We start from the raw sequence: 26250 nt of genomic DNA on the forward strand, positions 1-26250 counted from the left end.
ATTTGAGAGAGAATAGCAATAGGGAAAGTCGCTCAACTCTGCTAGAATTCCGCGCCTTGTTACCTTCATATAAGGCCATCATAATAATGACAGATCAAGAACGAATTGAGTTACAACAAAATAATCCGCTCCACGGTCTTAAGTTAGACATATTATTGCAAGAGTTGGTCGATTATTATGGTTGGGATATCTTAGACGCCGCTATGCGGTTTAATTGTTTTCATACCAATCCATCGATAGCGAGTAGCGTTAAATATCTAAAGAAAACCGATTGGGCAAGAGAGAAGCTAGAGAACTTTTATCTATATCGATTTAAACGTATGCCAAGGGCTTCTGCTGAAGAGTATGATCTATCTCCTCGGGCTCGAACATTTCCTCATGGCCTTCAACCGAAACAACCCATGGCGTTGACGGTTGATTCAATTTTAAAATCACAAGCCAAAGCAGCATCATCGCATAAAGAACGAGCGGCACGAGAACGTCATTTACGCCGTTGATGACTAATAAATTGAGTCATTAGGTAAATAAAAAGCCCAATGTGTTAATTCATATTGGGCTTTTTATTTTGCTCGTCAAACAACTGTGATTTCCTCAACGAAATGTGCAACGCCTCTTTTGTATAGTCTTTCACTCATTTATGTAAAGGACGGTTATGATGAAGAAATATTGTCCAATTGGGGGTGTGGCTCTAAGTGGTGCGTTATTGTGTGCGGGGCTCAATGCTCAATCACTTTCGCCGCATGATTTTCCTGACGGAAAAACCTGGCTGGTACATGCTCAACAAGGGCTCGCTCCCTATTGGATGATGCAAAGCGCTCAAGGCATCCCAATGGGAAACTTTCCCACCTTTCGATGTGATAATGGGCAAATTTTAGATGTCACTAAAGTATGCCAAGAGCTAAATAAAAATTGGATTACGCCCTATTTTGGTCGTGAGTATACACGGATGAAATCTCGGCAGACGTATGCTTATGGTGTGCTTTATCACTTAACTGGTGATCCCCATGCTTTACAATTAGCTAAGGCAGGTACTGAATATTTAATGAATCAATTGCAAGATAAAGAGCATGGCGGCTTTATCAGCTTTACTGAGCATGGTCAGGCGGGCTTAGAATGGCAACAACGAACCTCGCAAGATCAAGCATATGCTCTGGTAGGGCTTGCCATGTATTATTATTTAACGCGTGATCTAGAGGTTGAAAAAGTACTTATTAACCAACAGCGTTTTATTTTTGATAACTATCGGCTTGATGATGGCAAAGGGTTAGCTTGGGTACTTAAGGATGGTGATGGTGAAAGTACTAAACAGCGTGAATTAGTTGCGCAACTCGATCAAATTAATGGCTATTTATTGTTGGTTGCTCCTCTGCTCCCTGAGCCACATAAAAGCCGTTGGCTGGCCGATTTATCTTGGTTAACCGATACGATGTTAAAGCAATACTATGCCCCACAAGAACAACGCTTTTATGGGGCGATTCATCATCCAGCGGTGATGAATCAGCAAGCGAAACATAATGATTTTGGACACACGATTAAAGCGTATTGGATGACTTACCTGACCGGCGAACTATTACAACGACAAGATTGGCAAAAACTCGCCAAGCAAGGTATGCAACACATTATTGAGCAAGCACAATATGTTCCCAATTACGCGGATATTAAAGGGTTTGTTCCAGAAATGACGCAAGAGCAGTGGCAAGCCAGTTCGATCAAAGCATGGCGTAATCGACCATTCAGTTATGGTATCTCTTCTTGGGAATGGGCTGAACTTGATCAAGCGGCAATGACCCTTTCATTACTTGAAGATCAAGTTAAGCCGGTATTACAGTCAACAGCTAAAGCCTTTATGCAGGTTTGGGTTGATGATCAATATGGTGGGGTTGGATTAAATCCGAAATCAACCAAGGCGTTTCACTGGGGCAATGGATACCATCAGTTTGAACACGCTCTTGTAGGCTATTTAACCGCGCAACAGCTTAACCAACGCCCTGCTAGGCTGTATTTTGCTATCGATGATCCTCAGTCGTATCAACTTTCGCCCTATTATTTTCAAGGGCAGATAAAAAGTCAGCAGCGATTAACTACGGTGAATGGATTGCCTCGCTGGCAAGTTGAGTTTACTGCGATCAAACCGTAATCGGCTCCCTTAACGGTTTAATCACTAATACCAGTATTAATATTAACCAATAGAAGGTTACATTATTTTGCTCTAATAACTCGGATGATTGATCGGTTCAGTGTACAAATACTAGTCTATAAGCAAGCTTATGTTCTACAATCAGAACAAGAAAATAATTCTGTTTACTTTTTGTCTCTCAAGGTTAACGCAAGATAGCCGATACAAAAGTATTCAAGAGTTTGATGAAATAGTTAGGCTAGGGAGCCAAGGATGTTTAAATCGTTTCGCGCAAAAATCACAGCGATCAGTGTCGCTTTAATTGTGATTTCACTGGTAGTCACTGCTGTTTTGAGCATTCGTGTCAGTTCGGATACTCTTCGAGCTCAAATAACACGTAATTTACAACAGCAATTACAATCGCAATCCAATGCTATCGCTAATTGGATGAAGGAACGTAAAGCAATGATCACGGCGACAGGCAAGGTGATTGAGCAAACGGATTCTCTTTCGGCGTTGAAACAATTGAGTGAGGGCGGCGGCTTTTTAGCCACTTATCTTGCTAGACCAAATGGCTCGGCGATTTTCTCTGATGAATGGCAGCCGCCGAGTGATTATAATCCGCTTTCTCGTGAATGGTATCGATTAGCAACTCAGCAAAGTGGTGTGTTGGCTACCGTGCCTTATCTTGATGCGAGTGGTGAAAATCGTTTAGTGGTGACGTTTAGCCATGGTCTAGGCCCCAATGCAAATCGAGGTGTCATTGCTGGTGATGTGCCACTGACTTTTATTATCGATACTGTACGTGACATTGCCCCAACACGTCATAGTTTTGCCTTTTTAACCAATAGTGCAGGCAAGATTATTGCGCATCCTAATCCAGACATGACGTTAAAAAGTTTGCGCGATCTTAATCCTAGCTTAACTCAAACGATGTTGACTGATATTCAAAACAAAGGAGATCGTGAACTGGATCTGCAAGGACAAGCGATTTATCTCACCAGTCAATCGATCCCAGGGACTAACTGGTCGCTAAATATCGCGTTAGATAAACAAGATGCTTTATCGGGGCTCTATAGCATGATTCGATGGACAATCATTGTTGTCATCATTATTGGCGTGGTAGCTGCTGCGATTATGTGGTTTTTTAGCGCATCAGGCTTTAAACGATTGCAAGAAGTTAGCTTGGCAATGACGGATATCGGTCAAGGTGAAGGTGATTTAACTCAGAGAATCGCCGCACAAGGTGATGACGAAATTGCCACCATAGCTAAGGCATTTAATGCATTTGTTGAAAAAATTCATCGATTAGTTAAGGAAGTTAATAATACGGCTCAATCCGTTTCTGCGGCATCAACGACATTAGCCGATATTACTCAACAAAGTGCCGGAGTGGTTGCCCAACAAAGCTCTGAGACGGAGCAAGTGGCCACCGCGATGAATGAAATGACAGCAACCGTACAAGAAGTGGCCAGCCATGCCAGTGAAGCGGCAAGTCAGGCATCAGAGGCGGATACACAAACCAAACAAGGCCAAACCTTATTACGCGAAACACTGCAACAACTGAAAAATCTAGATGATACCTTGCAAGGTAGCAGTACAACCATTGCTGAATTACAAAGCGGTACACAAGATATTGTTGGGATGCTAGATGTCATTAGCTCTGTTTCTGAGCAAACCAATTTGTTGGCTTTGAATGCGGCAATTGAAGCAGCTCGAGCGGGTGAGCATGGACGAGGTTTTGCGGTGGTTGCTGATGAAGTTCGAGGTCTGGCTGGCCGAACACAAGAAAGCACTCAGCAAATCCAAGAGGTGGTCGACCGGCTCTTTAAGCAAACAGAGAATGTGGTTAGCGTGATGTCACAAAGTCGCTCTGCTGCGCAAACAACGGTTACAAAGGCTGAAGACATGGCTGCGCGGTTAGAGCAAATTAACCAAGCTGTGACCCTGATTGCTGATATGAATTTACAAATTGCGACTGCGGCTGAAGAGCAGTCTTCCGTTGCTGAGCTGATTAACCAAAATGTTGTTAATATAAATGATCTCTCTTCTCAAACAGAACAAGCATCGCATAACTTAATGGATGCTACGCAGTCATTAAGTGCGCAGGCGAGTCAACTGCATGAGCAAGTCTCACAATTCAAAATTTAACGGATAGAGTCTATTAAAAGGGGCGAGAAGCCCCTTTTATATGCTTAGTGAATAATACCTTGATCTTTCGCCATTTGGTTGGCCATTTTGGGGGCTTGCCATAAGCAAGGAAGTAAAATAAGTGAAGCGGGAACCGCTGTGATCACAATAAAAGACTGTAATGCCGAAATACCGCCCTCTCCCATAGAAATAAGCACAATCGCCATCGCGCCCATGACGATCCCCCAAAAAGCACGAATGGCCGCATTAGGATTCGTATCACCACTGATTACGACACTAATGGTATAGGTCATGGAATCACCAGTGGTGACAATGAAGGTTGTTGTTAATACTAGAAATAACAAAGAAACTAACAAAGGAAATGGTAACTGAGCGGTGATTGCTAATAAGGCACCAGGAAGATTAAATCCTTCAAAACCTTGTGCGATCACGCCAGGGTTTGCTAACTCAAAGGCCAAGCCGCTACCGCCAACAATACTAAACCAGAAGCAGGTAATGAGTGGAGCGGCAATACTAATCGCCAGAATTAATTGACGTAACGTTCGTCCACGAGATATTCGAGCAATAAAAATGGCCATCATTGGCCCATATCCAATAAACCAACCCCAGAAAAATACAGTCCACCAACTTAACCAGTCGGTATCAGCACGAAACATTGCCATCGGAACAAAATTATCGATCATTGAAGCAACGCCTTGCATGTAACCATCAATAATAAAATGGGTTGGCCCTGCAATCAGAATAAATAACACTAACCCAACCGCGAGAATGATGTTGTAACGGCTAATTATTTGAATGCCTTTACTTAAGCCACTTAAGGCTGAAAAGGTATACAGTGCCATAGCGAATAAAATAACGATAATTTGTGTGGTAAAGCTATCAGGAATACCAAACAACGCATTAAGAGCGTAGCTAATCTGTAATCCGAGAAATCCGATGGGACCAATGGTTCCTGCAGCAACAGCAATAATACTGAGCGCATCAATGGTATTGGCTATCCAACCGTTAACGGCTCGTTGACCAAGAATGGGATAGAGTAGTGTGCGTGGTTTTAGCGGTAGTCCTTTGTCGTAGTGTAGATGCATTAATACGATCGATGAAAGGCAGCCTAAAATAGCCCAAGCTAAAAACCCCCAATGCATAAAAGATTGTGAGAGGGCATTAATCGCCATTTTTTGAGGCGATGCGGCACCAAAGATCGGCGGAGCACTGACAAAATGGGCTATTGGTTCGGCGGCAGCCCAAAAAACACCTCCGCCTGCCAGCAAGGTACAGAGAATGATGGATAGCCATTTGAAGTTATCCAGCTCTGGTATGCTAAGGCCACCCAATCGAACCGAGCCAGTTTGTGTTACCGCCAGTGCTAACCCAATCACAAAGTTTGCCAATAATAGCAATTGCCAAAAAGCGCCAAATCCTTGGGTTGCATAGTGAAAACCAGAGTCAATCAGGGAGGTAAGCAATGAAGGGTTCGTGAGGGCTAATAATACGAACAAGGAAAGAAAACTACCACTGAGCCATAAGACAGGGTTATTAAGCTCGAGTTTTTTTTGTAATGAATGAGAGGAGGTCTGAGGGGGATGAGTGGCTGAGTAATCCGATGCGCTCATACAAGGTGCTTCGGTATTCAAATAAACTTTAGACATAAAAACTCGCTGTTAGCTCTGAAAAATCAGGTTGTGTGTAAAATGCTCAACTGTATATTGTGAGGTAAATCATAAAACTGAGCATAATAACATAAATTAGGTTGATAATGCATCCGTATTGCTAATCCAATAATGCATTTAGTATCCATGATTAAAGTAATTGAGGGTAAGAAAAAGAGCTGAGTGGAAAATAAATAGGAAAGTATGCTATCGGTTATCTTCTTGCTACTTGAATCTGTAGCGGTGTTGGTTACGTTCTTTCACCCTAATCACATCGCCTGTCTATGCGCATGGGGATGATGAGAGCCATCCGCGGCTCTCACCCAACTAACACTTCGATTTATTTAGAAATATAGCACCAAGCAGAGAGAGGCTGCGGGGCGTGAATGGGCTTATTTGGCTGTAAACTCTTCGATGGCTCCGAGGGCTTGTGTGCCATAGGTAAATGATGGGCCTCCTCCCATCAGCACCGCGACATTGATCACTTCGACTAACTCAGCTTTAGTGGCTCCTGCTTTTAGTGCGGCAAATACATGAGCAGCAATACAGCCCTCACAACGTGCAGCAATGCCAATGGCTAACGCAATCATCTCTTTGGTTTTAAGTTCCAGTTCTCCTGGTGCCATGGCAGCTTTATGAAGCTGCATAAATGCAGCAAGGGTATCAGGGCTTTGCTGCTTATAGCTTCGACCCAGGGTATTTTGTTCTTTGAGCAGTTCAGTATAAGACTTCATTGAGTGTTCCTTTTTTAGTATTATCTAAATAAGACTTATCTAATATAATAAACAGCTCTGAAAAAAGCAAGTGCAATTAATTCAATATCTAAGATTTGTTCATCTATTTTTATTATATGTTTATTTATTGCTTTAATTCTTTATTTAATTTTTGCTTGAGAGTGATTTTTATTACCAAAATTTATTTAGCCTTTTATAGATGTGGATCAATTTCGACCTTAAGATTTATTATTCACAATAACCACAAAATAACTATGATTACTCATAAATAAACGAGGATGTGAAAGAAGCTTCCCCGAGCCACCTCTATGATAGGAAATAAGCCGTATTTCGGTTTAACTTAAGGACAAGATCGAAAGGAGGGGCAATTCCTTTTGGCGTCATCAGAGGAAATCAATAGCTTGTTTGGCAACCTCTCTATCGCTGTATGTATACAGTTATATTGCGTGGGTAATGTCAATTATGATTAAAAACCGATTTAAAGCTTTATTGTCGCCGGATGTCACGCGACGCGGATTTATTAAATCCAGTTCGATGCTCGGTGGGCTCGCGGCCGTCACCAGTGCCCTTCCTTTTAAATCTTCTTTTGTTCAAGCCAAAGAAACGCCCATCAAAGCCGATGAAAAAGTGGTATGGAGTGCGTGTACGGTTAACTGTGGTAGCCGTTGCCCGCTTCGTATGCATGTTGTCGATGGTGAGATCAAATGGGTTGAGACGGACAATACTGGTACAGATAACTATGCGGCAAAAGATGTACAGGTTCGTGCTTGTTTACGTGGCCGTTCTATGCGTCGTCGAGTTTATAATCCAGATCGTCTCAAATACCCATTAAAACGGGTAGGGAAACGAGGTGAAGGTAAATTTAAGCGCATCAGTTGGGAAGAAGCCTACAACGAGATTGCGAATAATTTACAACGTATTATCGATGATTACGGTAATGAAGCGGTATACCTTAACTATGGTACCGGGACATTAGGTGGAACGGTAACTCGCTCTTGGCCACCAGGTAAAACCTTGATTGCTCGGTTGATGAATTTAAAAGGTGGTTATTTAAATCATTATGGTGACTACTCAACAGCGCAAATTGCTGAGGGATTAAATTATACCTATGGTGGCTGGGCATACGGTAACTCTTTTTCTGATTTGGAAAACGCCAAACTGATTGTGCAATTTGGTAATAACCCTGCAGAGACGCGTATGTCTGGTGGTGGGTTAATTCATCATTATGTAGAGAGTAAAGCGAAATCTCAGGCGCGGACGATTATTATTGATCCACGTTATACCGATACAGCAGGTGGCCGAGAAGATGAATGGATTCCTATCCGCCCAGGTACCGATGCGGCATTTATTTCTGCCATGGCGTATGTGATGATCAAAGAAGATTTGGTCGATCAACCTTTCTTAGATAAATACTGCGTGGGTTACGATGAAAAAACGTTGCCAGCTTCAGCTCCGGCCAACAGTGACTACAAATCGTATATTTTAGGATTAGGTGCAGATAAAACCCCAAAAACACCAGAATGGGCAGCGTCGATTACCGGAATTCCGGTCGATGTGATCATTAAAACCGCACGCGAGATCGGTTCAACCAAACCTTGTGCCATTCACCAAGGTTGGGGGTTACAACGTACCGCTGCCGGTGAAATTGCTTCTCGTGCCGTAGCGATGTTGGCAATTTTAACCGGAAATGTCGGCATTAATGGTGGTGGAACTGGTGCTCGTGAGTCGGATTACAGCATCCCATTTGTGCGTTTCCCTACCTTAGAAAACCCAGTGAAAACCGCTATCTCTATGTTCCTCTGGACGGATGCGATTGTGCGAGGCCCAGAAATGACGGCCTTAAAAGATGGGGTTCGTGGTAAAGATAAGTTGGATGTGCCGATTAAGTTTATCTGGAACTATGCTGGCAACTGTTTAATTAACCAACATGCGGATATCAACCGTACTCATGACATTCTGCAAGATGACACGGCTTGTGAAATGATAGTGGTGATTGATAACCATATGACGGCTTCTGCCAAATATGCTGATATCGTATTGCCAGATTTGACGACCTCTGAACAAGCCGATTTCTGTATGGATGGTAAAGCGGCCAATATGCCGTATTTCATTTATGCCGACCAAGCGATTAAGCCGCAATTTGAAGCGCGGGGGATTTATGAAATTTGTTCCGAGCTGGCTAAACGTCTTGGTGTGGAAGAGGCCTTTACCGAGGGACGAGATCAAGAAGGTTGGTTGCGTCATTTATATGCGGAAACACGCAAACTTGATCCTAGCTTGCCTGATTTTGAAACGGTTCGTCAGCAAGGCATTGTGAAGCGCACTGACCCGAATGGCCATTATGTGGCGTATAAAGCTTTCCGTGACGATCCGCAGAACAATCCATTATCAACGCCTTCTGGAAAAATTGAAATTTATTCAGAACGGTTGGCAGAAATCGCTGCAACGTGGGAACTTCCTGAAGGGGATGTGATTCATCCACTGCCGGTTTATACCTCAACCTTTGAAGGATGGGATGATCCAAAACGTTCACAGTATCCATTGCAATTAACAGGTTTTCATTTTAAAGCTCGTGTCCATTCGACATACGGCAATGTTGATATTTTAAAAGAAGCGGCTCGTCAAGAAATGTGGATTAACCCAATTGATGCCCAAATTCGTGGGATTAAAAACGGTGATCGGGTGCGTATTTTTAATGATCGTGGAGAAACGCATATTCATGCTAAGGTCACCCCACGGATTATTCCTGGTGTTGTTGCATTAGGCGAAGGCGCTTGGTACACGCCCGATGGACGAAAAGTCGATCAAGCGGGCTCGATTAATGTGTTGACAACTCAACGGCCGAGTCCGTTGGCTAAAGGTAACCCTCAGCATACTAATCTTGTTCAAGTTCAGCGCGTATAACCCAAGGATTAACTTATGAAACAGTATGGTTTTTATATTGATTCCAGCAAATGTACGGGCTGTAAAACGTGTCAGCTCTCTTGTAAAGACAATAAAGACTTAGGCGTTGGTGTGAATTTCCGCCGTGTATACGACTATGAAGGGGGAAATTGGGTCGTTGAAGGAGAAACCTTCCGCCAAGACGTTTTTTCTTACTACCTTTCTATCGCTTGTAACCATTGTGATGAGCCTGCGTGTACCAAGGTTTGTCCATCCGGTGCAATGCATAAACGTGAAGATGGTTTTGTGATTGTGGATGAAAGTGTTTGTATTGGCTGTAAGTTATGTGCGATGTCTTGTCCTTACGGTGCACCGCAGTACAACGAAGAAAAAGGTCATATGACCAAGTGTGATGGTTGTTATGAGCGAGTTGCACAAGGTTTAGAGCCGATTTGTGTTGGCTCTTGTCCACTAAGAGCGTTAGAGTTTGGGCCCATTGATGAATTAAGAGCGAAATATGGCATTAATGCGGATGTGGCACCATTGCCTTCTTCTCTTATTACGAAGCCAAATATTGTGATTAAACCGAATAAAAATGCCCGACCCACGGGTGATCAAACGGGTTTCTTAGCAAATCCGAAGGAGGTATAAGATGGCTTGGCATGAATTTCCACTGATGATCTTTACCGTCTTTGCTCAAACCGCAGTAGGGGCCTTTTTATTGGTTTGTTTAATGCTTTTATTTGGTCGTCCGAGTGAACAGCAAAAAACAGCAATGATTAAAAGCTTATTTTTTGTTTGGGTCTTGATGGGGATTGGCTTCGCTGCATCGACTTTTCATTTGGGGAGTCCACTGCGTGCCTTCAATGCTTTTAACCGAGTTGGCCATGCTTGGTTGTCGAATGAAATCTTAACCGGGAGTGTTTTCTTTGCGTTAGGCGGATTGTTCTGGTTGCTTAGTGTTTTGAACTTGGCTTCAGCAGCATTACGCAAAGGCTTGATGTTGGCTGCCATGGTGATGGGAATCTTCTTTATGTATGCCATGGCCCGTTTGTATATGATTGAAACGGTTCCAACTTGGAATACCGTTTATACACCATTAAGCTTTATTTTAACGGCGGTGATTGCGGGAAGTATTTTTGCTTGCGCATTATTAACCGGATCTGGATACCGCACCAATATGGTTGAAAAACAGTTACCTATTTTGGGTGGACTGGGTGTCATTGCGAGTATACTAGTCAGTTTTACACAGTTGCATGAGTTAGCACATATCCATACTTCGATTATTTCGGCTTCAGAGTTGCTACCTAATATCGGTATGCTCAAAGCGATTCAATACTTATTATTGGTCGTGGCGCTAGTGTTATGGTGGTGGCCGACTTGGCAACGATCTCAACGCGCATTGGTACCGATTTTAATGGGGACTGTGTGTGTGTTATTCGCTGAGTTTTTAGGTCGTGGTATTTTCTACAGCTTACATATGACCGTTGGTTTATAACCTCACGTCAATCAATACGTAAGAAGGAGGCTGAAGCCTCCTTCTTTGTAGATAAAGAGTGTTTATTTATATGAATGAAATTATTACGTTGAGTTCTGTTTTAGGCAGTTTATTGTATTACCCGCTATCGCATCCTAGTAACCAAGAAATATTACAACAGTTGACCCATTGGCCTGACGATGATCATCCTTTTATTGATCTACTTTTTGCTCTAAAAAAAGAAACGCCCGAAGCGATCGTAGAAGATTATCAACAGCTTTTTGAAGGCAGAGAAACCATGTTAGCGCCCCCTTGGGGATCGGTTTATTTAGATAAAGAACAGGTTATTTTTGGTGAAACAACGTTAGCGCTTCGCTCTTTCTTGCGCCAACATCAACTTGAAATTGATACTGGATTACGTGAACCAGAAGATCATTTTGGGCTAATGTTAATGCTGCTGAGCCAACTGCTTCGCGATGATGCAAGCCAAAAGAGTGGTAAAGTATTACTGTCTCATCATCTGTTACCTTGGGGTTACCGTTACCTCACGTTGCTGAGACAGTCAGCAACAACACAAACGTATCAATGTTTGGCCGAGATTGCCCAGCAGTGGTTAGAGTATTTACAACAAGCTTTTTCAGTTCAGGCGGTAACGATGAAACTCTATCGATAGTTCTAGGATAAAAGATGAAGATAGTGATTGCCCCCGATTCATTTAAAGAAAGCTTAACCGCGAAACAAGTGAGCCAAGCCATTAAAACGGGGTTAAAACGAGTATGGCCAGAGGCAGAATTTGTCTGTATTCCCGTTGCTGATGGTGGCGAAGGGACGGTTCAAGCCTTGGTGGATGCAACGGGCGGTAAGTTGGTGCTCACTGAAGTGAATGCTCCTTTAGGCAATCAGGTCGAGGCTGTTTATGGTGTGCTGGGAGACGGTAAAACTGCCGTTATCGAGATGGCTCAAGCCAGTGGGCTTAATCTAGTACCGAATCAACGGCGGGATCCCAAATTGACCAGTAGTTATGGCACGGGTCAATTAGTGAAACATGCATTAGATGCTGGAATAAGACGTTTCATGATTGGTTTAGGCGGTAGTGCCACCAATGATGCTGGCAGCGGTATGCTCGCTGCTTTAGGTGTGAAATTTTATAATCAAAATGGCGATGAGTTTGCTCCTTCAGGGCTAGCGCTAACTGAGTTATCCCGAATTGATATTTCAGATTTAGATGCTCGGCTAGCGCTGTGTGAAATATTTGTCGCTTGTGATGTCGATAATCCACTTTGCGGTGACAGGGGAGCCTCGGCAGTGTTTGGCCCCCAAAAAGGTGCTAGTGCTGAAGACGTGATAACGCTTGATCAAGCGTTATACAACTTTGGCTTATTCACTGAACAAGTGACGGGTCATCATGTACTTTCTGTAAAAGGTTCCGGTGCTGCCGGAGGGATGGGGGCAGCATGGATGGCCTATACTCCAGCGATAGTGAAATCAGGCATTGATATGGTGCTTGATACGGTAGGATTAGCTGAAAAACTAGTTGATACTGATATCGTATTTACCGGTGAAGGATGCATTGATCAGCAAACCATTTATGGCAAAGCGCCGGTAGGAGTGGCTAAGCTTGCCAAAGCATTCAATATTCCGGTTATTGCGGTGGCCGGTTGTACGGGAGAGAATTATCAAGCGGTTTATCAGCACGGCATCGATGCGGTTTTTCCTTGTACGCCTCGAGCCATGAGCCTACCAGAAGCATTAGCGGAAGCTGAAGTTAACCTCATCAACACCGCTGAAAGTGTTGGGCGTTTATGGCAGCTATCGCGATGTTACTGAAAATACAGGGTATATACCCAAACAACTTGGAGTTGCAAGTAGGCGATAAGTGAGTGACAAATTTGTCTGGAACAAATTTGAACAGCCGTGGGCTAGCCTTTGGTGAGAGCCACGGATGACTGTCATCATCCCCATGAGCATCGATAGGCGATGTGATTGGGGTGAACGAATGTGGCCAACACCGCTGCAGATTCAAGTAGCAAGAGTATGCATAACGCTTTAAAACAGAATGTGACTCATCGCGTTTGAATAAATTTGCTGTAGGTACTGACTCGACCGTTGATGTACTCAATACCGCAGTGAATGCTGTGTTCGTTATGGCCAACAATCTGGTATTCGACAATAAATTCACCGCTGATCACTTTAATAAATAACAAACCGTCGATGACTTTCCACAATCCTTGCAGTGTTTTTTCACCAAACAGATCTTGCTCGACCAACGTGCCATTGGACTTTAAATGCAAGGCAGAAGAAAAACCGTCCACATTCACTTTTACCCAAGTATGCTGGTGGGCCTCAAAGCTTAATATTTTGCGTCGACATTTGACCCACTCTATCAGCGCTTGTTCTTGGGTTGACGTCAGTGTGGGGAGCGCTTCCATTTCTAACAGGGTGTGATGCTTTTCATACCAGAAGAGTTGTAAGTGAAGTAATTTCATTGGTTCTCAGAGTGTTATGCATCGGGGCGTTATCAAGAGGCAACTCTGCGCGATTGTGTTGGCGATGTCAACATTTGCCAAGAAAAGAGACCGCGCTCACGGGGGAGGCTAGCGCGGCCTTATCCAAGTTCAGGATGAAGAATGCATAAAAGCACGATTTATTGATTGAATAAAGGAGCTATAGGTTAAATAAACGAGGTAAATCTGCGGCGTCACACGCTTGGTTTAACCGTTGTTGAGCGGTACGAATGTCGCGCTGCCAATCTTCATTTTGTGCCCACATCTCAATCACCATCGGCACAACGCAGTGTGTCTTTTTCAAGGTTTGGAAAATGGCGTCGAAATTAACCTCTCCTTGCCCAATCACTAAATCTCGAAACTGCCCAGCGTAGTTTGGGGTGACACAATAGGTATCTTTAAGATGGATCTGCGTGATGTGTGGCATACCAAGCGCCAATTCTGTGCATACATCGTAGTTCCAACCTGAAATGTTGCCTACATCTGGATACGCCATAAAATAGGGTGAGGGTACTTGCCGCTTTAGAATTTCGAATTTGCTCAGTGAGTTAAGATAGCGGGTATCCATGATCTCCACCGCCAGCATCACGCCAGCACGCTCGGCCAGTTTGGCGGCAAGCTGCATGCCTTCAATGAAGCGTTGATGAGTTTCTTCATTAGCGGGTTCGTAATAGACATCATAGCCTGCGAGTTGAATGGTGCGAATGCCCAGTTTGTAAGCTAAGGTAATCGCTTTTTCCATGTGCAGAATAGCTTGCTCTCTAATCGCGGGGTCTGACGAGCCAAAAGGAAACTTACGGTGCGCACTTAGACACATTGATTGCAGCGGGATTTGGTATTGCTCACACCATCTTCGTAGCTGATAGATGGTTGCATCATCCCAGTCTAAGCGTTGACGACGTTCATCTGACTCATCGACGGATATCTCTAAAAAATCAAACCCCAGTTCTTTTGTTGTGGCGAGCTTTTCTTCCCAACAGAAATGATTGGGGAGCGCTTTTTCATACAACCCGATACGTTGGCGTGGCAAATGCTGATACATACGGCCTCCTAGCACCAAAAACGATCGATTTGACTGCGCAGTGCTTCGGCCGTGACGCGACCTTTTTCACCGACCAATGCACGCCCTGCAATGAAGGTTTTGGCCTTAATACCTTCAAATAAATAGAGATCTTCTGGCACGATGCCGCCTGTGATGGAAAGCTCAAGCCCCATATCGGATAGCGTTCGCATCTTCTCAACATCTTCGCTTGTCCAACCAATACCGGCCAGTTCGGCATCTCTTGAACGGTGATAAATGGCTTGAGTGATACCAAGGTCAATCCACGCTTGTGCATCAGCAAAGGTCCAGTTGCCGTAAATTTCGATTTGGATTTCGCCATCCAGTTCATCGGCGACTTTCTTACACGCGCTGATGGTGGCGATATGCGCTGCGGCAGAAACGGTGATCCAATCTGCGCCAGCTTCAAATGCCATCCGCGCTAAAATAGCGCCGCCATCGGTGGTTTTCATATCGCACACTAGAATATGGTCAGGGTGATTATGGCGTAACGTTTTGACGGCCTTCATACCTTCAGCAAAGGCGAGGATGGTGCCGACTTCGATGACATCCACAAAGCTTGCTACGTTTTTTGCTACTTCGATGGCAGAAATAAGGTCAGTTTGGTCGAGCGCGATTTGGATCATTGGTTTAGTCATGAGAGTTATCCTTCAATTTTGTCACGGATCAAACGGGCGAGCCCGTCTTGATTGTTATCGGTTGTACAAATCAGATTGGCGTGGGACTTCACCGTATCGTCGGCATTGAGCATTGCCACGCCGAGCCCGGCGTAGTCGAGCATTGAAATATCATTATGGTTATCACCGACGGCCAGTACGTGATTGGCATGGTAGCCAAGCGATTGCACATATTCAGCCAAGCGCTGACCTTTACTGTTACCTTTGGCAGCAAAGTCGATGCGATTCGACCATGAACGCTCACCGTTGAATGTCTCTTGTACCCAAGCTTGTTGGGCAAGTCGTTCAACGGAACTCGGTAGCCCTTCAACCACAAATTTCCAAATAAACGTTTCTTGCTCGACGCGGTGACGAAACGAGTCAATTTGTTCGATTTTAGGTTGTGCTGCCGATGGGTACTGGCTGGCCCACTTTTCTAACGCTTGCATGTAGGCGATTGGGCTACGCTTGGAATAGGTCATCGCGTCGGTCACATACATCACCAGTTTCATTTGAAACTCTTTAGCCAAAGCGAGAAAGCTCAACGCATCGTGTTTGGGGATGGCATTGTGCTTGAGCACTTTTTCATTTTGGTAGTCATACACATAGGTGCCGTTACAGCAGATGATGGGGGTTGTGAGCCCCAATTCTTGATAATAGGGTTTCGCTGCCGTGTGGTGACGGCCAGTCACAATCACCACGTGGCAGTGTTGCTGCGCCTGTTGAATCGCCCGTTTTAATTGTGGATGAATGGTGTGTTCATCAGTCAACACCGTGCCATCAAGATCGAGCGCGAGAACTTTATACATAGCCGCTACCTTTGGCCGTAGTAAGCGTTATCACCATGCTTACGTTGATAGTGTTTATCGGATAATTCCGGTTGAATTTTGATGCCACTGTTGAGTGAACGAGTCGCCAGCGCCATGGCGGAAATCTCTTCCAAGACGACAGCGTTATGAACCGCATCGTTAGCATCTTTGCCCCAAGAGAAAGGAGCATGCCCGGCGACAATCACGCTTGGCACCGCCATCGGGTCAATGCGACGATGTTTGAACTCTTCGATGATCACAAGGCCGGTATTTTTCTCATATTGGCCAGCGATTTCATCGCAAGAAAGTTTGCGTGTGCAGGGGATGTCACCGTAAAAATAATCGGCGTGAGTAGTGCCTAAAGCGGGTATGTCAATGCCCGCTTGCGCCCAAATAGTGGCACTGCGCGAATGGGTGTGTACCACGCCGCCAATCTCTGGATAAGCTTTATAGAGTTCAAGGTGAGTGGCGGTATCACTGGATGGATTAAGTGTGCCTTCCACAATCGCGCCGTTAAGGTCAACGATCACCATGTCATCGACTTTCATCACATCGTATTCTACGCCGGAAGGTTTGATGGCGATGACGCCCTTCTCGCGGTCTATTTCTGATACATTGCCCCAAGTGAAAGTGACTAAACCGTATTGGGGAAGCTTAAGATTTGCCGCAAATACTCGCTGTTTTAGTTCGCTATACATGACATCCTCACTCGACCAACTGCGCCGCTAACGCTTGATCAATCACTTGGTAAACATCCTGCGCGGTACGACAACGGCGCAGTTTATCGAGATCAACCCCAGTCTCGCTCTCTTCATCATCCAGCACTTGGGTTACTTCCATTAATCCTTCCATATGCTGATCAGATGAGCTGCCCGCTAAGGTGATCAGCACATCGACTGGTTGATCTTCGCCGTCAAAATAGACAGGCGTTTGCAGCGTCACTAAAGCAAAGGCGGTTCTGATCACGCCATTTTCTGGGCGAGCATGAGGTAGGGCAAGATTCGGCGCGATGACGATGTATGGGCCTAATTGTTCAACGCTGCTGATGATGGCATCGTGATAACAGGGGTGGATGGCTCCTGATTTGATCAGCCTATCCGTACCGATTTTGATCGCCTCTTGCCAAGTACTCGCTTGGGCATTTAATTGAATGGAGTCATTGTCGATCAGTGATTGTTTTAGTCCCATGGTTCTATCTCCAGAGTGGGTGCCAGTACTTCTGGCACCTATTGTTTTTGTATTTATCGTCTTTGTGCTTATCGTTTGGTCGTCAATAGCTATTTCAAAGTGACAAAGTTTTTATCGATGATGTCGAGCAACTCATCACCAAAAGAGTTCGGATTCAGCATGTTTTGTACCCCGAGCACAAATTTGCCTTCTCCGGCCTCCATCTCACCAGAGAGATGTTTTGATGAGACGATAATATCGGTGGTGGCGAGCTTAGATTTATAATCAGACACTGCGCAGGAATCCATCACGTGTGGAATGCCTTTCTTCTCTAGATACTTACCGATTTTCATCTTCATCATCATTGAGGAGCCTTGCCCATTACCACACACGGCTAAAATGCTGACCGGGCGCACGCCATCACTGACTTTCAGTGCTTGTTCGACGGCGGCGATGACGTCTGGCTCGTCACTGATGTTTACTAAACCTTGTGCATCTTCCTCTTCACGCAGCTTTTTAGAGGCGAAGAACATGTACACCCCAGCCAATGCAATCAGCACAAAGAAGAACAGTTTTGAGGCGGATAAGCCTTGCATGATTGGCGGGAAGACTAACGCCCAGTCGGCCATGCCCATCCAGCCACTGAATTCGGTGCCGTATTGGTTGAAGATGTGAATGGCCCATGCTGAGCCAACGACTTCGATGATACCCATCACAAAACAGATCTTCATGACCGCGCGCCAGCCGCCAAAGTGGTTGGCAAACACACCAATGGTGGCGTTGGAGAAGAACATCGGAATAAAGCCGGGAATGATCATGATCGGTGCATCAAATGCGAGCATGGCCAGCACTGCGGTAAATTGACCAATCGCACCCCACATAAAACCAAACACCATGGCATTAGGTGAAAATGCGTAGATAGCGGCGCAGTCAATGGCTAAAACCGCGTTAGGGATCACGCGCTCTGAGATGCCTTTAAAGGCTTCAGACAGTTCAGCAACGAACATGCGCACCCCTGCAACAATCACTTGGATCGCTACCGCAAATTTAAGACCAGTTTCCAGAATGTAGATAGACCAATGGGTTTTGCCCGCCATCGCTTGCAGGTTGTCTAAACCAAAGGAGAGCAAAATTATGCCGAAAAATAGCGTCATCACAATCGCGGTAGCGGCAATGCTGTCGTGGAAAATGTGCAACCATTTAGGCAGTTCAAGGTGGTCGACACTGTCTTTTTTGTCGCCCAACTTGGGGGCAACCTTAACCGCAATCCAAGATGCCACTTGCTGTTGGTGGCCGATGGAGAAACCGGCACCGCCTGTAACTTCTTCAGTGGGTTTGAACATAATGTTGGAGGAGATCGACCAGTAAAGCGCCATCAAAACAGCCGAATAAAGGATGGTTTCCCACATGCTCGCACCGAGTACAAGGTAGAACACGGCAATCAATCCCGCTTGCTGGAACATAATGTGTCCCGTTAGCATGATAGTACGAATGCCCGTGTAGCGACGCAGTAAAACCAGCAAAATATTAATCGCCAGTGCCAGTAGTACGGTATAGCCGACCCAAGAATAATCGTCCCCCATGATTTCCATGGTCGCCATCATCGAGGTATACGGGTCGATCACCGAACCGGTTAAACCATGATATTCCGATAATTTCTCAATCACAGGCTTAAAGCCTGCCACTAAGGTTCCTGCACCCACTTGTACCAACATAAAGCCGACGATAGTTTTGATCGACCCTTTGATGATGGTGGTGGCGTCTCTTCTTAATAACCAATACCCGATAAGGGTGACTAAGCCCAGCAGCAAAGGTGCTTTAGTCATAACTTGGCTATAAAAAATGTAGAAGATATCGTAGATGAACTGCATATCTTTACCCCTTGATTCTTTATTTATCGTTATGTGTATTCCCGTCTTACTCGAAGCTGGGTGTAGGTCAGAGTGGATCAGCAAGGTGATGCTGATTCCCATCTTGTTTTGCTCACGAAATAGACTTTACCAATCAAAAGTAATCATTCAATGCTCATTTGTGATTATTTTGATTTTTATCAATTTCTACACCAAGTGGAGCTGTTATTTGATACTTAAGTCACGGTTTTTATTATAAATCTAATAAAATCAACTAATTGTGTTTTATTGTGATCGAAAAGGAAGTTTTGTTCTTCGAATATTTGACATTGTGACGACTGCGAAATAGAATCAAAACAAATCATAAATAATCACCAAGTAATCACTTGATGAAAAAATAAGGTGATAACCATGAATGAAGTACAAAGACATAACGAGATACTGTCTTTGCTAGACAATATGCGTACCATCAATGTGGCGCACATCATTGAAAAATTTAACGTCTCTCCGGCTACGGCTCGGCGCGATATTTCTAAGTTAGATGAGCTAGGTAAGCTGAAGAAAGTCCGCAACGGCGCTGAACGTTTAGAAAATCGCAAGCGTGCTTGGACACCATTAAATATCGACACTACAGAGCATTTTCATGAAAAATCACACATTGCCATGGCTGCGGCTAAGCTCTGCAAACCCGGTGACAGTGTAGTGATTAACTGCGGTTCGACCGCCTTCTTGCTCGGTAAAGAGCTGTGTGGCCAAGATGTTCAAATTGTGACTAACTATTTTCCACTGGCCAGTTATTTGATTAATGAAGATCACGACGATGTGATCATCATTGGTGGGCAGTACAACAAAGCACAAAACATTTTCCTCAACCCCGCCCCTGACTCGTTAGGCGGCTACGCTGGACACTGGATGTTCACCAGTGGCAAAGGGCTGACGGAAAATGGCCTCTACAAAACCGATATGCTCACCGCCGTTGCTGAGCAACAGATGCTGGAACAAATTGGCAAGTTAGTGGTGGTGGTGGACAGCTCTAAAGTGGGGCAGCGTACCGGCATGTTATTTTGTCCGGCTAATAAAATTGACATTGTTATCACTGGTAAGGCGGCCGATCCGCAAGTTATCCAAGCACTACAACAGCAAGGAACAGAAGTGATTCTGGTATAGAAAGCACTTCGCTCTACAGATTCTAATAATAAATACAGGCTCAGAGTCTTCACTTTCGATGAAGACGCTTGGCTCCCTACATCCAAAATTTGTCTAACTGATCGTGAAATAAAAGGTGTTGTTATGAGTAAAATTGATGAAATTACACGCGATTCATGGGTTCTAAGTACCTTTCCTGAGTGGGGAACTTGGCTGAATGAAGAGATAGAAAAGACCGAAGTGGAAGCTAACACCTTTGCTATGTGGTGGCTCGGGTGTACCGGTATTTGGCTAAAAAGTGCTGGGAATACCAATATTTCGATCGATTTTTGGTGCGGAACGGGTAAGAAAACTCAAAAAAATCCGCTTATGAACCCACAACACCAAATGATGCGGATGGGGGGCGTGCGTGAACTGCAACCCAACTTAAGAACCTCGCCTTTTGTGTTGGACCCGTTTGGCATCAAAGAGATTGATGCGGTGTTGGCGACGCATGATCACGCTGACCATATCGATATTAATGTCGCAGCGGCAGTGCTGCAAAACTGTGGTGAGCATGTGAAATTTATTGGGCCACAAGCTTGCGTTGATCTGTGGCAAGGCTGGGGAGTACCGAGTGCGCGCTGCATTGTGGCGAAAGTGGGTGATTGCATTGAAGTCGGTGATATTAATGTTCGAGTACTGGACTCGTTTGATCGCACTGCGTTGATCACGCTGCCTAAAGGTGTTTCATCTTATGATAAGGCAATTCTTGATGGTATGGATGATCGCGCGGTCAATTATCTGATTGAAACCTCAGGTGGTTCAATCTATCACTCGGGTGATTCGCATTATTCGAACTATTATGCAAAACATGGTAACGACTACAAGATTGATGTGGCGCTACTCTCATACGGTGAAAACCCACGTGGTGTGACCGATAAAATGACCTCTTCTGATATTTTACGTGCCGGAGAGTCATTAAACTGTGAAGTGGTGATCCCATTCCATCACGATATTTGGGCTAACTTCCAAAATGACCCACGTGAAATTGAAGTGTTGTGGCAAATGAAAAAAGATCGTCTGCAATACGGTTTTGCTCCTTTCTTCTGGCAAGTCGGTGGCAAATATACTTACCCAACCGATAAAGGGCGTATGCATTATCAACATTTCAGGGGCTTTAGAGATATTTTCGTTGATGAGCCAGAACTGCCATACAAGGCCTTTTTATAAGACGGTAAACTGCGCCATCCTAAGTTAGGATGGCGGTTTGTTGTATAGAGATCCCTACTGGGCTGGGAGTAGTAAAGCTTTCGGCTATGAGTCAGTTATAAAACTTCTTTCAATTTGTTAAAACATCTTACCAGAAGCGTTAGCGGAAGCAGAAGTTAACCTCAGCAATATTGCTGAAAATATTGCTCGCTTATGGCAGCTTTCTTTGTGTGGTGAATAATGGAGGTCGGCTGTTTATTCGGTCATCATTCGGTGTACTGACTCTCGGAAGATGATGGATGCAGAGGTATCAATCGCAGCGGCTTTTTCATGTTCTCCAAGAATGTTGAGAATAACTTTTTGTGTTAGCGCTTTAAGAGGAATATCCACACTGGTTAAACTGGGAGAAAGGTACTCACCGACGTTACTGTTATCAAACCCAACCACAGACATCTCTTCTGGTAAGCTTAATCCCGCCTTCTTGAAGGCTTTACTGGCACCAATCGCCATCTCATCATTACATGCCAATACCGCAGTGATTTGTGGTGAGGTTTCTAGTATTCGTTGGGCGGCTAAGTATCCCCCTTTTAGTGTCCAGTTGCCTTGTTGTTCTTGATTACCTTGATATGGTAAGTGATATTTTTCCAGTACATCTCGGTAAGCTTGATAACGCTGCTTATCTGTACAGAGCAGACATTACCACGAATAATCGCAATCTGCTTATGCCCCTGTTCAACAATGTATTCCATCATCTTCAAGGCACTTTGATAGTGATCGGTGGTGATAGCGTATTGTGGCCGTTCTTCGATCTTATGGTTGATCACCATGATGGGGATGTCAGAGCTGGCTATGATTGAAGCGAGTTCTTTTTCATTAAGATATTTGGGATAAATAATGATGCCAGCACAGCGCATGTCCAACAGAAAGTTGATGGCGTGCCGCTCTTCCACCTTGCTGTGTTTTCCATCGGTCATCACTAGTTGATGGCCTGAGTCTTCACAAAATGAGGCAGCATGGTACATCAATGATGAGAAATAAGGGCCGTCAAAGAGGACGTTTGCAATGACAAAACCAATAAAGTTAGTCTGACGTGATGAGAGACTTTGGGCTAAGATATTGGGTCTGTATCCCGTCTCTTTTATGGCTTCAAACACACGGCTTACCAACTCTGGGCGGACAATGTTTTTACCATTGAGCACTCTAGATACGGTTGATTTTGAGACACCAGCTTTATTTGCTACCTCTAACATCGTCACAGCCATGAAAACCTCTCCGTATAAAGGTATCGAGTGGAAAGACGCATTGGTAATAAAACCAATGCGCAATCGACTTAAGGTGGTTATCTAAAACTCAATCTTTTCGCCATTGGTTGAAATGACTTGTTTATACCAATCAAAAGATTTCTTACGTTTGCGCTCTAGCGTTCCGTTTCCATCATTATGTTTATCGACATAGATAAAACCATAGCGTTTTTTCATTTCACCCGTAGTAAAGGAGACCAAATCGATACATCCCCATGGGGTGTAACCCATTAAATCTACGCCATCAACGCTCACCGCTTTACTCATTTCACGGATGTGCTCCTTGAGATATTCGATACGATAATCATCATGGATAGAACCATCTTGCTCAATATTATCAATGGCACCAAAGCCATTTTCAACGATAAACAGTGGCACTTCGTATCTCTCATACAACGCGGCTAAACAGTAACGAAGGCCCGTTGGGTCGATAGGCCACCCCCAATCGCTGGATTGGATATAAGGGTTTGGCACTGAATTTTCATGGCCGCCATCCATACTTTCTTCTGTGGATTGTGAAGAGGTCGAATCTAGAGTGTTCGACATATAGTAACTAAACCCTAAATAATCCGCTTTACCTTCTTTTAAGATACGTTCGTCCTCTGGATACATCTCAATATGGTAATCTTTCAGGGCCCAATCACGTTTGGCGTATGCGGGATAGTGGCCACGAATCATTACATCGGAAAATAGGTAACGATCACGCATGGCGCACTGCGCTAACATGACATCTTCAGGTTTTGAACTTCTTGGGTAAAAAGGAACCATGGCACACATGGCACCGATTTTCATATCAGGGTTGATCTCATGGCCTTTTTTCACGACTAATGCGCTGGCCACAAATTGGTGGTGCACCGCTTGGTACATCGCTTCTTGAGGACGTTCAAAATCGGAAAATTTAATACCAGAGCACATCCAGCCAAAGATATCGGCTGACACGTTCGCTTGGTTGTTGATTTCGTTAAACGTCATCCAATACTTAACTTTATTTTGGTATCTTTCCATCACCACCGTTGAGTAGTGAACGAAGAAATCGATCACTTTGCGGTTCATCCAGCCGCCATACTGCTTGGCAAGATGGTAGGGCATTTCAAAGTGGCTCAACGTAATGAGGGGTTCAATGCCATATTTTAGCAATTCATCAAAGAGATCATCATAGAAGGCTAAACCGGCTTCACAGGGCTCCATTTCATTACCATTGGGGAAAATACGCGTCCAGGCAATGCTGGTACGGAAACACTTGAAGCCCATTTCAGCAAAGAGTTTAATGTCCTCTTTATAACGATGATAAAAATCAATCGCAACTTGGTTTGGGTAGTTTTCCCCTTCCTGCACGCCGTCAGTAATTCTTCGTTGAACCCCATGTTCGCCGGCGGTTAAAACATCAACAACACTGACACCTTTTCCGTTAGCGTCCCATCCGCCTTCTAGTTGATGCGCCGCCACTGCGCCGCCCCATAGGAAATTTTCTGGAAATGTATTACTCATATTATCGCTCATTGTGTTAATTGAATTAGTGGTTGTCCGAACTGAACTTGATTGCTCTCTTGTTGGTTGATATTCAAAGAAAACTCATCACTGTTCAGTATGATAAAAGGTGTGGTTAGGTCATAACCCGCATTTTTAATCGCTTGGCAATCAAATTGAATCAGAGGATCGCCAGCTTTCACTTTTTGATTTAAAACGACTTTACATTCAAAGTGTTGACCTTTTAAGTTAACGGTATCAAGGCCAACGTGAATCAGAATATTGGCACCATTTTCACAGGTCATTCCTACCGCGTGGTGACTGTCGATCACCGAGGAGATGATGGCATCACAGGGGGCTTTAATTACCCCATCCACGGGGTTTATCGCTACACCATTTCCAAGTAACTTAGAAGAGAAGCTAGGATCATTGACCTCTTCTAGTGCGATTAACTCGCCTTTTGCTGGGCTAATCAGGGTCATCGTGACTTTAGGTGTTACGGTTGCCTCTGATGATGGCGCGGGTGTTTTCTGCATGTCATCTTCAGCAATAGAATCTTGAAAACCAATAATATTGATCAAGATAAAGGTTGTTACAATGGTGACACCAACGCCTAAAGCCATACCGATAAAAGATTGTGGATTATCTACATTGATGGCATTCATTGTGGTTAAAAGGCCGGGTAATCCAGCATATGCGTAGTAATACGTACCAAATAAGCTTGCCACCAAAGCACCGATCGCACCGCCTATGCAACCACAAATAAAGGGCTTTTTAAGACGAAGCGTCACCCCATACAGTGTTGGCTCTGTGATACCAAATATCGTAGTGATACCCGCAGAAAAAGAGGTAGTTTTAAGCGCTTGATTACGGGACTTAAATGCAACGGCAAAAGCCGCCGCCATTTGAGCAATGACTGCCATAGACTGGAACGCTTGGAAAGAATCTCGACCGTACATATCAAAGTTAGCCATGATCACAGGAGTAATTCCCCAGTGAACGCCAAACACCACCACCATCTGCCAAATGCCACCAATCAGTGCCGCCGCAAGAGGAGGGAAAGCTTCAAATAGCCAGTTATAGCCATGAGCCACCCCTTCTGCAGCGGTACTAGAGACCGGGCCAATCAGAACAAGAGTTAAGGGTACCACAATAATTACACACACGAGTGGCGTCAGCAGTTCACTTACCATAGCGGGAATCACGCGTTTGGCATATCTTTCAACGTATGATAATCCCCAGATCATAAATATTGGTGGCAGCACTGATGAGGTATAAACCGTTTTGGCTAATGGAAAAGAGAGAAAAGTGATCACTTCTCCGTTGCTAATTTGGGCAGCAATGGCAGCCCAATCTGGGTTTATGAGTACGCAGCTACAGAACACGGCAATAAAAGGATTGCAATTAAAGTGTTTAGAAGCCGTAATGGCGATGAACACAGGTAAAAATGCAAAAGGGGTCCATGACATAAAATTAAGTACCGCAAATGTACCTGTTGAGGTAAATGTGGGGACAAAATATTTAACCACAATCAAGAAACCTTGCAGTAAACCTGCTGCGGCAAGAATGTACACGATAGGGGCAAAAATCGCAGACATCGATGCGATAACGGCATCTAAGATTCGAATTTTTTGGCCATCACTATTGAGTTTACTCGGGTCAACCAAGCCAACCATATGTTCGTAAACATCGGAAACATGTGTACCGATGACGACTTGAAATTGCCCACCGACATGGTTCAGGATGTCATTGGCGAGCTTTTGATAATCTCTTATTTTTGCCATTAGTTTCACCTCAGGTTGTAGGGTATGAGGTGATGGTTATTTATGAAACCAGTTTTATCCATTTGCCTTTTTGCGTTCCGTGCGTTAGATCACGATAAAAATCGTGTTGAGATAAAAGCTCGCTCATAAGCTAATGGTGGGGCGGACTGCTACGTATGGCGATCATGATTTTCTCACGATGAGGGGATTTTCGCTTTGCGGTGGTGATTCTGATAGAACTCCTTTTGAATGATTTCATTTATTTGAAAAATTTCATTCCCGTATTGTCTCTTTTTAATTGTTTTGTGTGATTATCTTCACATATGTAT

The 26250-nt window shown here is 44.3% G+C and carries 21 protein-coding genes and 1 pseudogene; 10 read left to right on the forward strand and 12 right to left on the reverse strand.

The window, feature by feature from the left end:
* Positions 1–86 precede the first annotated feature (86 nt).
* The 3 genes from CAG57_RS08040 (at position 87) to CAG57_RS08050 (ending at position 4267) form a co-directional block, all read left to right on the forward strand.
* Positions 87–497, forward strand: a complete 411-nt coding sequence (locus CAG57_RS08040; protein ID WP_170887110.1) for a VF530 family DNA-binding protein — start codon at positions 87–89, stop codon at positions 495–497.
* Positions 498–652: 155 nt separating this feature from the next.
* Complete coding sequence (locus CAG57_RS08045) at positions 653–2137, forward strand: AGE family epimerase/isomerase (RefSeq protein WP_161427522.1); 1485 nt, start codon at positions 653–655, stop codon at positions 2135–2137.
* A gap of 252 nt (positions 2138–2389) precedes the next feature.
* The gene (locus CAG57_RS08050; protein ID WP_161427521.1) at positions 2390–4267 is read left to right on the forward strand and encodes a methyl-accepting chemotaxis protein; all 1878 of its coding nucleotides are present in this window, start codon (positions 2390–2392) and stop codon (positions 4265–4267) included.
* A gap of 44 nt (positions 4268–4311) precedes the next feature.
* Here CAG57_RS08050 and CAG57_RS08055 read toward each other — a convergent pair whose 3' ends face one another.
* The gene (locus CAG57_RS08055; protein WP_161427520.1) at positions 4312–5913 is read right to left on the reverse strand and encodes a BCCT family transporter; all 1602 of its coding nucleotides are present in this window, start codon (positions 5911–5913) and stop codon (positions 4312–4314) included.
* A gap of 392 nt (positions 5914–6305) precedes the next feature.
* Positions 6306–6647: a carboxymuconolactone decarboxylase family protein gene (locus tag CAG57_RS08060; protein ID WP_161427519.1), complete on the reverse strand. Its 342-nt coding sequence runs from the start codon at positions 6645–6647 to the stop codon at positions 6306–6308.
* A 462-nt stretch (positions 6648–7109) separates the two neighbouring features.
* Between CAG57_RS08060 and CAG57_RS08065 the strand changes: the two genes are divergently transcribed.
* From CAG57_RS08065 to CAG57_RS08085, 5 genes are all read left to right on the forward strand, one after another.
* Positions 7110–9551, forward strand: a complete 2442-nt coding sequence (locus CAG57_RS08065; protein ID WP_161427035.1) for a DmsA/YnfE/YnfF family dimethyl sulfoxide reductase — start codon at positions 7110–7112, stop codon at positions 9549–9551.
* Between the two features lie 15 nt (positions 9552–9566).
* Positions 9567–10181, forward strand: a complete 615-nt coding sequence (locus CAG57_RS08070; protein ID WP_099611963.1) for a DMSO/selenate family reductase complex B subunit — start codon at positions 9567–9569, stop codon at positions 10179–10181.
* Position 10182: 1 nt separating this feature from the next.
* A complete protein-coding gene (locus CAG57_RS08075; protein ID WP_161427031.1) occupies positions 10183–11028 on the forward strand; it encodes a dimethyl sulfoxide reductase anchor subunit family protein in 846 nt (281 codons plus the stop codon).
* 70 nt (positions 11029–11098) lie between these two features.
* Positions 11099–11680, forward strand: a complete 582-nt coding sequence (gene dmsD / locus CAG57_RS08080; protein ID WP_161427032.1) for a Tat proofreading chaperone DmsD — start codon at positions 11099–11101, stop codon at positions 11678–11680.
* Between the two features lie 14 nt (positions 11681–11694).
* On the forward strand, positions 11695–12834 hold the full coding sequence (locus CAG57_RS08085) for a glycerate kinase (protein ID WP_161427033.1): 1140 nt from the start codon (positions 11695–11697) through the stop codon (positions 12832–12834).
* A gap of 236 nt (positions 12835–13070) precedes the next feature.
* On the opposite strand, the gene CAG57_RS08090 is transcribed toward CAG57_RS08085, so the two are convergent.
* The 7 genes from CAG57_RS08090 to CAG57_RS08120 all read right to left on the reverse strand — a co-directional run bounded on the left by CAG57_RS08090 (position 13071) and on the right by CAG57_RS08120 (position 19074).
* On the reverse strand, positions 13071–13493 hold the full coding sequence (locus tag CAG57_RS08090) for a hypothetical protein (RefSeq protein ID WP_099611967.1): 423 nt from the start codon (positions 13491–13493) through the stop codon (positions 13071–13073).
* A gap of 178 nt (positions 13494–13671) precedes the next feature.
* Complete coding sequence (locus CAG57_RS08095; protein ID WP_099611968.1) at positions 13672–14553, reverse strand: L-ribulose-5-phosphate 3-epimerase; 882 nt, start codon at positions 14551–14553, stop codon at positions 13672–13674.
* Between the two features lie 8 nt (positions 14554–14561).
* Complete coding sequence (locus tag CAG57_RS08100; RefSeq protein ID WP_010316854.1) at positions 14562–15209, reverse strand: 3-keto-L-gulonate-6-phosphate decarboxylase UlaD; 648 nt, start codon at positions 15207–15209, stop codon at positions 14562–14564.
* Positions 15210–15214: 5 nt separating this feature from the next.
* Positions 15215–16036, reverse strand: a complete 822-nt coding sequence (locus CAG57_RS08105) for a pyridoxal phosphatase (RefSeq protein ID WP_161427034.1) — start codon at positions 16034–16036, stop codon at positions 15215–15217.
* Between the two features lie 5 nt (positions 16037–16041).
* Positions 16042–16734, reverse strand: a complete 693-nt coding sequence (locus CAG57_RS08110; protein ID WP_013868339.1) for an L-ribulose-5-phosphate 4-epimerase — start codon at positions 16732–16734, stop codon at positions 16042–16044.
* Positions 16735–16741: 7 nt separating this feature from the next.
* Positions 16742–17224, reverse strand: coding sequence for a PTS sugar transporter subunit IIA (locus tag CAG57_RS08115; RefSeq protein WP_099611972.1), 483 nt, complete (start codon positions 17222–17224; stop codon positions 16742–16744).
* Between the two features lie 89 nt (positions 17225–17313).
* Entirely contained in the window at positions 17314–19074 is a 1761-nt protein-coding gene (locus CAG57_RS08120) for a PTS ascorbate-specific subunit IIBC (RefSeq protein ID WP_099611973.1), read from the reverse strand.
* A gap of 390 nt (positions 19075–19464) precedes the next feature.
* Between CAG57_RS08120 and ulaR the strand changes: the two genes are divergently transcribed.
* Both ulaR and ulaG read left to right on the forward strand, forming a co-directional pair.
* Complete coding sequence (gene ulaR, locus CAG57_RS08125; RefSeq protein WP_099611974.1) at positions 19465–20220, forward strand: HTH-type transcriptional regulator UlaR; 756 nt, start codon at positions 19465–19467, stop codon at positions 20218–20220.
* Positions 20221–20343: 123 nt separating this feature from the next.
* On the forward strand, positions 20344–21411 hold the full coding sequence (gene ulaG, locus CAG57_RS08130) for an L-ascorbate 6-phosphate lactonase (RefSeq protein ID WP_161427637.1): 1068 nt from the start codon (positions 20344–20346) through the stop codon (positions 21409–21411).
* Between the two features lie 234 nt (positions 21412–21645).
* Here the strand turns inward: ulaG and CAG57_RS08135 are convergent.
* The 3 genes and pseudogenes from CAG57_RS08135 to CAG57_RS08145 form a co-directional block, all read right to left on the reverse strand.
* A pseudogene (locus CAG57_RS08135) lies at positions 21646–22652 on the reverse strand (LacI family DNA-binding transcriptional regulator).
* A gap of 81 nt (positions 22653–22733) precedes the next feature.
* Positions 22734–24179 carry a 6-phospho-beta-glucosidase gene (locus CAG57_RS08140; RefSeq protein WP_161430506.1) on the reverse strand — a complete coding sequence of 482 codons (1446 nt, stop codon included), beginning with the start codon at positions 24177–24179 and terminating at the stop codon, positions 22734–22736.
* Positions 24180–24187: 8 nt separating this feature from the next.
* A complete protein-coding gene (locus tag CAG57_RS08145) occupies positions 24188–25942 on the reverse strand; it encodes a glucose PTS transporter subunit IIA (protein ID WP_161427639.1) in 1755 nt (584 codons plus the stop codon).
* Positions 25943–26250 lie beyond the last annotated feature (308 nt).

Source organism: Vibrio sp. V30_P3S12P165, assembly GCF_009904905.1.
Lineage (GTDB): Bacteria > Pseudomonadota > Gammaproteobacteria > Enterobacterales > Vibrionaceae > Vibrio > Vibrio fujianensis.

What these genes read in the sequence shown, in the direction of transcription:
- CAG57_RS08040 (WP_170887110.1), top strand. Translation starts at nt 87, where the DNA reads ATGACAGATCAAGAACGAATTGAGTTACAACAAAATAATCCGCTCCAC.
- CAG57_RS08045 (WP_161427522.1), top strand. Translation starts at nt 653, where the DNA reads ATGATGAAGAAATATTGTCCAATTGGGGGTGTGGCTCTAAGTGGTGCG.
- CAG57_RS08050 (WP_161427521.1), top strand. Translation starts at nt 2,390, where the DNA reads ATGTTTAAATCGTTTCGCGCAAAAATCACAGCGATCAGTGTCGCTTTA.
- CAG57_RS08055 (WP_161427520.1), bottom strand. Translation starts at nt 5,913, where the DNA reads ATGTCTAAAGTTTATTTGAATACCGAAGCACCTTGTATGAGCGCATCG.
- CAG57_RS08060 (WP_161427519.1), bottom strand. Translation starts at nt 6,647, where the DNA reads ATGAAGTCTTATACTGAACTGCTCAAAGAACAAAATACCCTGGGTCGA.
- CAG57_RS08065 (WP_161427035.1), top strand. Translation starts at nt 7,110, where the DNA reads ATGATTAAAAACCGATTTAAAGCTTTATTGTCGCCGGATGTCACGCGA.
- CAG57_RS08070 (WP_099611963.1), top strand. Translation starts at nt 9,567, where the DNA reads ATGAAACAGTATGGTTTTTATATTGATTCCAGCAAATGTACGGGCTGT.
- CAG57_RS08075 (WP_161427031.1), top strand. Translation starts at nt 10,183, where the DNA reads ATGGCTTGGCATGAATTTCCACTGATGATCTTTACCGTCTTTGCTCAA.
- dmsD (WP_161427032.1), top strand. Translation starts at nt 11,099, where the DNA reads ATGAATGAAATTATTACGTTGAGTTCTGTTTTAGGCAGTTTATTGTAT.
- CAG57_RS08085 (WP_161427033.1), top strand. Translation starts at nt 11,695, where the DNA reads ATGAAGATAGTGATTGCCCCCGATTCATTTAAAGAAAGCTTAACCGCG.
- CAG57_RS08090 (WP_099611967.1), bottom strand. Translation starts at nt 13,493, where the DNA reads ATGAAATTACTTCACTTACAACTCTTCTGGTATGAAAAGCATCACACC.
- CAG57_RS08095 (WP_099611968.1), bottom strand. Translation starts at nt 14,553, where the DNA reads ATGTATCAGCATTTGCCACGCCAACGTATCGGGTTGTATGAAAAAGCG.
- CAG57_RS08100 (WP_010316854.1), bottom strand. Translation starts at nt 15,209, where the DNA reads ATGACTAAACCAATGATCCAAATCGCGCTCGACCAAACTGACCTTATT.
- CAG57_RS08105 (WP_161427034.1), bottom strand. Translation starts at nt 16,036, where the DNA reads ATGTATAAAGTTCTCGCGCTCGATCTTGATGGCACGGTGTTGACTGAT.
- CAG57_RS08110 (WP_013868339.1), bottom strand. Translation starts at nt 16,734, where the DNA reads ATGTATAGCGAACTAAAACAGCGAGTATTTGCGGCAAATCTTAAGCTT.
- CAG57_RS08115 (WP_099611972.1), bottom strand. Translation starts at nt 17,224, where the DNA reads ATGGGACTAAAACAATCACTGATCGACAATGACTCCATTCAATTAAAT.
- CAG57_RS08120 (WP_099611973.1), bottom strand. Translation starts at nt 19,074, where the DNA reads ATGCAGTTCATCTACGATATCTTCTACATTTTTTATAGCCAAGTTATG.
- ulaR (WP_099611974.1), top strand. Translation starts at nt 19,465, where the DNA reads ATGAATGAAGTACAAAGACATAACGAGATACTGTCTTTGCTAGACAAT.
- ulaG (WP_161427637.1), top strand. Translation starts at nt 20,344, where the DNA reads ATGAGTAAAATTGATGAAATTACACGCGATTCATGGGTTCTAAGTACC.
- CAG57_RS08140 (WP_161430506.1), bottom strand. Translation starts at nt 24,179, where the DNA reads ATGAGTAATACATTTCCAGAAAATTTCCTATGGGGCGGCGCAGTGGCG.
- CAG57_RS08145 (WP_161427639.1), bottom strand. Translation starts at nt 25,942, where the DNA reads ATGGCAAAAATAAGAGATTATCAAAAGCTCGCCAATGACATCCTGAAC.